Source organism: Jatrophihabitans sp., assembly GCF_036388195.1.
GTDB lineage: Bacteria > Actinomycetota > Actinomycetes > Mycobacteriales > Jatrophihabitantaceae > Jatrophihabitans_A.
The window spans coordinates 18,586-27,087 of sequence record NZ_DASVSG010000131.1 but is presented as its reverse complement, the minus strand read 5'-3'; the positions used below and the strand labels follow the sequence as shown (position 1 = coordinate 27,087).

Sequence of the window (8,502 nt, the reverse complement as noted above, 5' to 3'; positions counted from 1 at the left end):
GAACGCCGCCCTCAGCTGGAACGCCGCCCTCAGCTGCCCGGCCGGCACGGTGATCGCCACCGGAACCCCGCTGACCGGCGTGCGCAGCTACCTCGCCGTCCGGGGCGGCCTCGCGGTGGCGCCGGTGCTGGGCTCCCGGGCCACCGACACCCTGTCCGGGCTGGGCCCCCCGGCGCTGAGCGCGGCACAGCAGCTTCCGGTGGGTGCTGCGGCGACGGGTGATCCTGGCGAGTTCGACAGCGCCGGGCGGCGCGGAGCTGCCCCCGTGCCGGTGGCGGCCGGCCCACGGCTGGGCTGGTTCGACCCCGGCTCCGTCGGCCGGCTGTTCGACTCGGCGTGGCAGGTGCGCCCGGACAGCAACCGGATCGGCATCCGGCTGACCGGGCCGGCGCTGCGGCTCCGGCCGGACTACGAGCGGGCCGCCGCGGAGCTGCCGTCCGAGCCGACCCTGCCCGGAGCGGTCCAGGTGCCGCCGGACGGCCAGCCGATCGTCCTCGGCCCGGACGCCCCGGTCACCGGCGGCTACCCGGTGATCGCGGTGCTGCCGGGGTCTGAGCTGGACCTGCTGGCTCAGCTGCGGCCAGGTGCTGAGCTGCGGTTCACACCGGTCCCGACCGCGCCGGGCTTCGAGCTGCCCGGCTTCGAGCTGCCCGGTTTCGAGCTACCGGGTTTCGAGCTGCCCGGCTTCGAACCGGGCTGACGCGGACGGGCCAGGGCTCAGCGAGCCGTCCGGCCCTCGGTGCGCAACGGCCGGCCGACCGAGGTGATGCACCTGCCGTCGGACAGCCGCCATTTCCAGCCGTGCATCTGGCAGGTCAGCACCCCGTCGGCGACCTGGCCGAACCGGGTCAGGTCGGCCTTGAGGTGGGGGCAGCGGCGCTGGAACGTCCAGCCGTCCACCGTGATCGACTCCTCGTCATTGGCGGCTTCGGCGAAGTAGCCCTCGGCGTAGTTCAGCCGCTCCTCGGACAGGCACTTGAAGAAGGTGTAGACGAACTCGTTGTACGGCCCGATCCGGGTGGCGGTGAACCGGCAGGACAGGAACAGCGAGTTCACCCAGTCGATCTCGTGCTCGAAGATCAGCTGCTCCAGGTAGGCCCGCTTGGTCTGGAACCGGTAGCGGACCTTCTCATCGGCATAGGGACGTACCTCGCGCGTGACGAAATCGAGCACGAAGTCGATGTCCCCCCGCTCGTCGTCGGTGGCGGTGAACCGGACGCCGCCGTTGATGCCCGCCGCCATCTGGTCGGCCTCCTCCAGCAGCGGGGTGAACCAGGCCTTGATCTCGGCCAGCACGTCGATCTCGGGGTGCGCCCAGGTGCGCTTGCGCTCCTCCACCGCCGGTTGCCGCCGCTCCTGCATGTCGCGCAGGTAGGCGGTCTTGTCGGCGAACATCTTGTCGACCTCGGCATCGGAGATCGGGTGGTCCAGCGGGCAGCCCGGCTCGTCGACACGCGCCACCGTGCCGGGCAGCAACAGCCGGCCGTTATCCCGGCCCCGCTTGGCCAGCCAGTCCAGGTACACCTGCTGATCGGGGAAGATGTTCGACTCGTCACCGAAGATGTCGTTGAAGCCCCACAGCTCCTCGTCCAGGAAGCAGGGCGGGCCCGCGGTCGGAAAGACGTAGCTGGCCTGCAGGTCATCGATGTAGCGCAGGCTGCGGTCGAACTGTCGCTCCCGCTTGGTCGCCCCCAGCGCCTGCTTGGCGCGCTTGGGCAGGTCATAGACCATCGGGAACCAGATCGCGCCGGAGAACTGCAGCAGGTGCGCGTCGACGTGGCCGAGCTTGGCGAACGAGGTGAGGTCCGCGGGCCGGGCATCGTTCTGGTTGAGCAGGATGTGCCTGCCGTCGGAGAGCCACAGCGAGGAGTCCCCGATCGGGCCGTCGGTCGGCGAGATCAGCGAGTTGATCATCACCTGCAGCCCGTCGAGGTCGATCACCTCGTCGTTGCGGGTCCTGACGAAGGAGCTGAATCCCAGCGCCCGCAGCTGATCCTCGAGCTCGCTGGTCGGGTAGTTCGGCAGCAGGACGGTGGCCTTCTTGCTGACGTAGCGCTTGAGGTGCTCGGGATCGAAGTGGTCGCGGTGCAGGTGCGAGACGAACAGGTAGTCGACGTCGCCGAAGGTGTCCCAGTCGAGTTGGGAGTTGTCGGGGAACGGGAACCAGGAGCCGAAGTAGGCCGGATTCACCCAGGGGTCGGTGAGCACGCTGCCGAACTCGGTCTCGATCAGCACGCTGGCATGGCCCAGGCCGGTCACTCGCATGAACTGTGCTCCACTCCGCCGCGCAGGTGTTCCGTCGTCCCTACAACGGTAGCCGCTGGCCGGGACCGGGCCGCGATCCAGTCAACGCGCGTCGCGGGCCTGGGATTCCTCGGTGTCCCGGCCGCCCAGCGCCTGCAGCACGAACGGCAGCAGCTCTCGCAGCGCCTTGCCGCGGTGGCTGATGGCGTCCTTGTCCGCGGGCGGCAGCTCGGCGCTGGTCAGCTCGTAGCCGTCCGGCACGAAGATCGGGTCGTAGCCGAAGCCGTGCGTTCCCCGGGGAGAGCGGATCAGCCGGCCGGGCATCCGGCCCTCGCGCACTATCTGGCTGCCGTCCGGGGTCACCAGCGCCGCCGCGCACACGAACGATGCGCCCAGCCGCTCCTGCGGGGTGTCGGCCAGTTGCTCCAGCAGCAGGTTCAGGTTGGCGGTGTCGTCGTGCCGGGCGCCGGCCCAGCGCGCCGACAGCACCCCCGGCATGCCGTTCAGCGCGTCGACGGCCAGGCCCGAGTCGTCGGCCACCGTGACCAGGCCGGTGTGCTTGACCGCCTCCACCGCCTTGATCAGGGCGTTCTCGGCGAAGCTGGAGCCCGATTCGGGCACCTCGTCGAAGGCCGGCACGTCGGCGAGCCCGAGCACCTCGACCGCCATCCGGGGTTGCAGGATGCGCCGCAGCTCGTCCAGCTTCTTGCCGTTGCGGGTGGCCAGCAGCAGCCGGGCTGTCATCATTCCACCCGCTCTTCGCGCGAGCGCTCATCGCTGCGATTCGCTCCGCTCCTCATTCGCGGTGCTCGCCCTGGCAGGATCAGCTGCTCGCTCATCGTCCCAGCGCGTCCTGCTGGTGACGGGCCAGCTCTGCGCACCCGGCGACGGCCAGGTCCAGCAGCGCGTCGAGCTCGTCGCGGCGGAAGGGCGTCCCCTCGGCGGTGCCCTGCACCTCGACGAACTCGCCGCTGCCGGTCACCACCACGTTCATGTCCGTCTCGGCCCGGACGTCCTCCTCATACATCAGGTCCAACCGGGGCTCGCCATCGATCACGCCTACCGACACCGCCGACACCGCGTTGATCAGCGGGTCCGTACGGGCCAGCGAGCCGCGCTTGCCCAGCCAGCCGATCGCGTCGGCCAGCGCCACGTACGCGCCGGTGATCGCCGCCGTCCGGGTGCCGCCGTCGGCCTGCAGCACGTCGCAGTCGATGGCGATGGAGTTCTCACCCAGGGCGGACAGGTCGACCGCGGCCCGCAGCGAGCGGCCGATCAGCCGCGAGATCTCGTGGGTGCGGCCACCCAGCTTGCCGCGCACCGACTCGCGGTCGTTGCGGGTGAGGGTGGCCCGCGGCAGCATCGAGTACTCGGCCGTCACCCAGCCCAGGCCGCTGCCCCGCCGCCAGCGCGGCACCCCCTCGGTGACCGAGGCCGCGCACAGCACCTTCGTCTCGCCGAACTCGATCAGCGCCGAACCCTCGGCATAGGCCTGCCAGTTGCGGGTGATGGTGATCGGGCGGAGCTGGTCGGCCGCGCGGCCGTCGGGACGGGTCATGCCGGCCAGCGTAGTCAGCACCGCTGACAGCGATCCTGCCACCGGTCCGCCCCTGACGCGGCCGGACCGCCGGTGGCGAGCATGGGGGATCATGGCGGTATGCGCACCGAGACCTTCGAGTTCCGTACCGGCGACCGGGCCCAGGTGCGCGACATCACCGAGACCTGCAGCGGGTTCCTGCAGGCCGGCGACGAGGGGCTGCTGAACATCTTCGTTCCGCACGCGACCGCCGGGGTGGCGATCCTGGAGACCGGGGCCGGCAGCGACCAGGACCTGCTCGCCGCGCTGGCTGACCTGCTGCCGGCCGACAGCCGGTGGCAGCACCGGCACGGCTCCCCCGGGCACGGCCGCGATCACGTGCTGCCCGCCCTGATCGCGCCGTACGCGACGGTGCCGGTGGTCGCCGGCCGGCTGCAGCTGGGCACCTGGCAATCGGTCTGCCTGGTCGACACCAACGTCGACAACGCGGTGCGGACCGTCCGGCTGAGCTTCGTGACCGGCTGAGATGCGCGCCGTGCGGGTTGCCGGCGGCGAACCGGGAGCGCGGGCGGTGAGCCTGGCGGCCGGCAGCGCGCCATGGCTGCCGGGAACGCTGGCGGTCTATGACCGGTTGTTCGCCGCGGCGGGGCTGGAGCCGGCGCGGGTCCAGCACCTGGCCCTGGCCGCCCGGGACGCGCTCACCGGCTGGGCGCCGGACCTGGCAGCCGAGCTGGACCGCTACGCCGAGGCAAGCGGGCTGCCGCCGTGGCGGATCCATGCCGTCAATGCCCGTACCGAGCTGCTGGCCGCGGCGGAAGCCGCCAGCCGTGGCGAGTGCTCCGCGGTGGCCGGGGCGAACCGGGCGGGGGTGATGATCGGCGCGCAGACCTGGGACTGGCACCAGGAGCTGTCGGCCGGGTGGGCGGTGCTGGAGTATCCGCAGGCACGCTTTCCCTTCGTCACCCTGACCGAGACCGGCCTGCTGGCCAAGATCGGCATCAACTCGGCCGGCCTGGGCGTGCTGTTCAACATCCTGATCCACAGCAGCGACACCGGCGACGGCGGTGTGCCGGTGCACGCGGTGGCCCGCCGGATCCTGGACTCCGCGGCCGACGTCGAGGCCGGCATCTCGATCCTGCGCAGCGCCCCGCTGTCGGCCTCCAGCTGCTTCACCCTGTTGGACTGCAGACAGGTCGCCTGCCTGGAAGCCTCACCGGCAGGGGTGGCCGAGCTGCCGCTAGCCCGGTGGAGCGTGCACACCAATCACTTCCAGGACCCGGAGCTGGCGGCGACCGCCCTGCCGGCAGCTCCGGACTCGGACAGCCTGCCCCGGCACGAGGTGCTGCTGGCCCGGTTCGCCGAGGAGTCAGCCACCCCCGCTGGCGGTCCGGGCAACGCTGCCGAGGAACTGGCCGACCTGCTGTGCGCCCACGAGGCCGACGGCGCCGCGGTGTGCTGCCATGCGGCGGCTACCGCCCCGCTGGGCGCCGGCTGGCAGACCCTGGCGACCATCGCGCTGGAACCGGCCGGTCGCCGGATGAGCGTGCTGGCCGGCGGGCCGTGCGGCCGGCCGGAGCAGCGCTGGCGGCGGTTCCGAGCGAGCTGAGGCCGCCGCGGGTCGCAGCAACGGCCGGGTCAGGCCTTGGCCTTGCGCGGCCGGCGCCGGTGCAGAACGGCGCCGAGGGCCGCCCCGACGGCGAACGATGCCAGTTGGTTGCCCCAGAACTCATGGTCCTGCACCCGGGGCAGCAAGCCGTTGAACAGGCCCGAGAACACCACTCCCACCGCCACCGCGATGGCGATCCACCGCACCTTGCGGCCGAACAGCGCACGGGCCAGCAGGTACCCCAGCCAGCCGAGCACCACCCCGCTGACACCGACGATCACCTGATCGGAGGGCCCGGCCAGCCAGCCGACCAGCCCGCTGGCCAGCACGGCCGCTGCGGTGACGACGGCCAGGGACCGCAGGCCCGAGGTCAGCATCAGCCAGCCCAGCACCGCGAACGGGATGGACAGGGCGGTCAACTGGGCGGCGCTGGCGTGCAGCAGCGGGGCCAGCACGATGCCCGCCAGGCCGTCGACCTGACGCGGCTTGATCCCCAGCTCCAGCAATGGATGGCCGAGCGCGGCGTCGATGCCCAGCACCGCCCACAGCACGGCGAGCGCGAGGGTCATCACGACCACGGCGCCGCTCGGACGGGTCGGCCGGATCTGCAGCAGCTTGGTGTCGATCAGCTCCTGGCGACGCTGCTGCTTGCGGGTCAGCGGTCGCGGCGGCGTGGGCTGCGGCGGTGTGCTCACCCCAGCAGGCTACCGCCGTCCGAGCGCCGGCAAGCGGTAGCCGGCGGGCACGCTCAGGCCCAGAGCTGGCCTTCCAGCTTCTCCGCGGACTGCTGCAGGGAGCCGGAGTAGGCGCCGGTGGACAGGTACTTCCAGCCGCCGTCGCAGACGATGAACACCACGTCGGCGCGCTCGCCTGCCTTCAGGGCCCGCTCACCGGCCGCCAGCGCGGCGTGCAGGATCGCCCCGCTGGAGATGCCGGCAAAAATGCCCTCGTGCTCGACGAGGTCCCGGGTTCGGCGCAGGGCGTCGTAGGAGCTCACCGAGAACCGCGAGGTCAGCACCGAGTCGTCATACAGCTCCGGCACGAACCCCTCGTCGATGTTGCGCAGCCCGTAGACCAGCTCGCCGTAGCGCGGCTCGGCAGCGATCACCTGGATGCCCGGCGCCTTCTCGCGCAGGAAGCGGCCGGCGCCCATCAGGGTTCCGGTGGTTCCGAGCCCGGCGACGAAGTGCGTGATGGTGGGCAGGTCGGCGAGCAACTCGGGGCCGGTGCCCTCGTAGTGCGCCTGGGCGTTGGCCGGATTGCCGTACTGGTAGAGCATCACCCACTCGGGGTTCTCCGCTGCCAACTGCTTGGCCATGGCCACCGCCTGGTTGGAGCCGCCGGCGGCCGGCGAGAAGATGATCCGGGCGCCGAACATCTCCAGCAGCTGCCGGCGCTCGGCCGACGTGTTCTCCGGCATCACGCAGATGAGGCCGTAGCCCTTGAGCTTGGCGATCATGGCGAGGGAGATCCCGGTGTTGCCGGAGGTCGGCTCGAGGATGGTGCAACCCGGCGTGAGCCGGCCGTCCGCCTCGGCCGCCGCGATCATCATCAGGGCCGCCCGGTCCTTGATCGAGCCGGTCGGGTTGCGGTCCTCGAGCTTGGCCCACAGCCGGACCGCGGGCTGGCCCGGGGCGGCATCCCAGCGCGGTGACAGCCGGGGCAGTCCCACCAGTGGCGTGCCGCCGACAGCGTCGGCCAGCGAGTCGTAGCGCGTCACCGGACTGGATCGGCGAGCCCGGGGGCCGGGCTGCCACCCGCGAGACCACAGGCCGGGCTGCCGCCGGTTCCGGGCTCCGCGCTGCCGCCGGCGACGGCCGGGAGGATGGTGACCGCGTCGCCGTCGGTGAGCGCGGTGTCCAGCGAGCCGGTGAACCGGACGTCCTCGTCATTGACGTAGACGTTGACGAAGCGGTGCAGCGAGCCGTCCTCGGTGACCAGCCGGTTCTTCAGCCCGGTGTGCCGGGATTCCAGGTCATCGAGCAGGGCGGCCAGGTTGTCGCCCTCGCCGGGAACGGTCTTCGCCCCGCCGGTGTACGTGCGCAGGATGGTGGGGATCTTGACCTCGACGGCCATCAAAAACTCCTCTGAAAAAATCGATGTGCTGGGGTGACACCGAACCAAACCATCGATGCCGCCGCAATATGCCGACAGGCTGGCTGCAGGCCATGTTTACCGGGTGATGCGCCGGATGCCTACCCGGTGACTGCGCCGGAGCTGTCCACCAGCTCGACCGGTTCCTCGGTGACCACGCCGTCGACGATCCGGTAGGACCGGAACTCGATCGAGTCCGGGTCGGCGGTGGATACCAGGACGTAGTGGGCGCCCGGTTCCTGCGCCAGGTTGATGTCGGTGCGCGACGGGTAGGCCTCGGTGGCGGTGTGCGAGTGATAGATCACCACCGGCTCCTCGTCGGCGGAGTCCATCGCCTGCCAGACCTTGAGCTGCTCCATCGAGTCGAACTGGTAGAACGTCGGCGAACCGGCCGCGTTGACCATCTCGATCAGCCGCTCGGGACGGTCCGAGCCGGCCGGTCCCGCGACCACGCCGCAGGCCTCGTCCGGATGGTCCCGGCGGGCGTGGGCGACGATCGCCTGGTGGATCGCCGATGGAAGTCTCAACACAGCTGTCCACGATATCGGGCCTCACGGCAGGGCATGCATCACCAGCAGGTCCTGCACCGCGGTGAGCCAGGCGTAGATCTGCACCGCCGGCTGGCTGTCGTCGAGGTCGGCCTCCTCGGTGACGCCGAGCCGGGTGCCCAGCCCCAGCCGGAGGTCATTGAGCTCCCGCAGCCACCGGTCCAGGGCCTCGTCGTCCAGCTGCATCCGGCCGCCGCCGGGGGGCAGCTCGGCCCGGCAGGCCTGCAGCCGACCGATCCGGCCGGCCTGCAGGTCGCTGTGGACCAGCTCCCGGTACTCCCGGGATGCCTCCTCGTCATCGGTGTAGCCGTCCGGGTAGAGCCGCTGGATCACCGGATCGTGCGGGTCCGGCTCGGCGAGGGCTTGGGCCAGGTCGTCGAACAGCCCTGCCAGCAGGGCCGCCTCGGACTCGGTGAGCTCGACGCGCAGCATGCCGGACTTGCGGCGTGCCTTCATCGGCCGGCCAGCAGCGA

The 8,502-nt window shown here is 71.4% G+C and carries 11 protein-coding genes; 3 read left to right on the top strand and 8 right to left on the bottom strand.

The window, feature by feature from the left end:
* The coding region (locus VF612_RS13430; protein ID WP_408660357.1) for a biotin-dependent carboxyltransferase family protein at positions 1-700 on the top strand (700 nt) is incomplete at its 5' end.
* A 17-nt stretch (positions 701-717) separates the two neighbouring features.
* Here VF612_RS13430 and VF612_RS13425 read toward each other — a convergent pair.
* The 3 genes from VF612_RS13425 to rph form a co-directional block, all read right to left on the bottom strand.
* The gene (locus VF612_RS13425; RefSeq protein ID WP_408660356.1) at positions 718-2,265 is read right to left on the bottom strand and encodes a Rieske 2Fe-2S domain-containing protein; all 1,548 of its coding nucleotides are present in this window, start codon (positions 2,263-2,265) and stop codon (positions 718-720) included.
* Between the two features lie 81 nt (positions 2,266-2,346).
* Positions 2,347-2,988: an RdgB/HAM1 family non-canonical purine NTP pyrophosphatase gene (gene rdgB, locus VF612_RS13420; RefSeq protein ID WP_408660355.1), complete on the bottom strand. Its 642-nt coding sequence runs from the start codon at positions 2,986-2,988 to the stop codon at positions 2,347-2,349.
* 91 nt (positions 2,989-3,079) lie between these two features.
* Positions 3,080-3,802 carry a ribonuclease PH gene (gene rph, locus VF612_RS13415; protein WP_408660354.1) on the bottom strand — a complete coding sequence of 241 codons (723 nt, stop codon included), beginning with the start codon at positions 3,800-3,802 and terminating at the stop codon, positions 3,080-3,082.
* 99 nt (positions 3,803-3,901) lie between these two features.
* On the opposite strand from rph, the gene VF612_RS13410 reads away from it, so the two are divergent.
* Together VF612_RS13410 and VF612_RS13405 are read left to right on the top strand one after the other, a co-directional pair.
* Positions 3,902-4,306: a YjbQ family protein gene (locus VF612_RS13410; protein WP_408660353.1), complete on the top strand. Its 405-nt coding sequence runs from the start codon at positions 3,902-3,904 to the stop codon at positions 4,304-4,306.
* Positions 4,307-4,352: 46 nt separating this feature from the next.
* On the top strand, positions 4,353-5,387 hold the full coding sequence (locus tag VF612_RS13405) for a C45 family autoproteolytic acyltransferase/hydolase (RefSeq protein ID WP_408660352.1): 1,035 nt from the start codon (positions 4,353-4,355) through the stop codon (positions 5,385-5,387).
* Positions 5,388-5,416: 29 nt separating this feature from the next.
* Here VF612_RS13405 and VF612_RS13400 read toward each other — a convergent pair whose 3' ends face one another.
* From VF612_RS13400 to VF612_RS13380, 5 genes are all read right to left on the bottom strand, one after another.
* Positions 5,417-6,082: a rhomboid family intramembrane serine protease gene (locus VF612_RS13400; protein ID WP_408660351.1), complete on the bottom strand. Its 666-nt coding sequence runs from the start codon at positions 6,080-6,082 to the stop codon at positions 5,417-5,419.
* A 53-nt stretch (positions 6,083-6,135) separates the two neighbouring features.
* Entirely contained in the window at positions 6,136-7,107 is a 972-nt protein-coding gene (locus VF612_RS13395; protein WP_408660350.1) for a PLP-dependent cysteine synthase family protein, read from the bottom strand.
* A complete protein-coding gene (locus tag VF612_RS13390) occupies positions 7,104-7,463 on the bottom strand; it encodes a MoaD/ThiS family protein (RefSeq protein ID WP_408660349.1) in 360 nt (119 codons plus the stop codon). Before VF612_RS13390 ends, VF612_RS13395 begins: the two co-directional genes overlap by 4 nt.
* Positions 7,464-7,582: 119 nt before the next feature.
* Positions 7,583-8,011: a Mov34/MPN/PAD-1 family protein gene (locus tag VF612_RS13385; RefSeq protein WP_408660348.1), complete on the bottom strand. Its 429-nt coding sequence runs from the start codon at positions 8,009-8,011 to the stop codon at positions 7,583-7,585.
* A gap of 21 nt (positions 8,012-8,032) precedes the next feature.
* Positions 8,033-8,485, bottom strand: coding sequence for a DUF2017 family protein (locus tag VF612_RS13380; protein ID WP_408660347.1), 453 nt, complete (start codon positions 8,483-8,485; stop codon positions 8,033-8,035).
* Between the last annotated feature and the right edge of the window lie 17 nt (positions 8,486-8,502).

Coding starts and splice junctions, on each gene's coding strand:
- VF612_RS13425 (WP_408660356.1), bottom strand. CDS start 2,265: ATGCGAGTGACCGGCCTGGGCCATGCCAGCGTGCTGATCGAGACCGAG.
- rdgB (WP_408660355.1), bottom strand. CDS start 2,988: ATGACAGCCCGGCTGCTGCTGGCCACCCGCAACGGCAAGAAGCTGGAC.
- rph (WP_408660354.1), bottom strand. CDS start 3,802: ATGACCCGTCCCGACGGCCGCGCGGCCGACCAGCTCCGCCCGATCACC.
- VF612_RS13410 (WP_408660353.1), top strand. CDS start 3,902: ATGCGCACCGAGACCTTCGAGTTCCGTACCGGCGACCGGGCCCAGGTG.
- VF612_RS13390 (WP_408660349.1), bottom strand. CDS start 7,463: ATGGCCGTCGAGGTCAAGATCCCCACCATCCTGCGCACGTACACCGGC.
- VF612_RS13380 (WP_408660347.1), bottom strand. CDS start 8,485: ATGAAGGCACGCCGCAAGTCCGGCATGCTGCGCGTCGAGCTCACCGAG.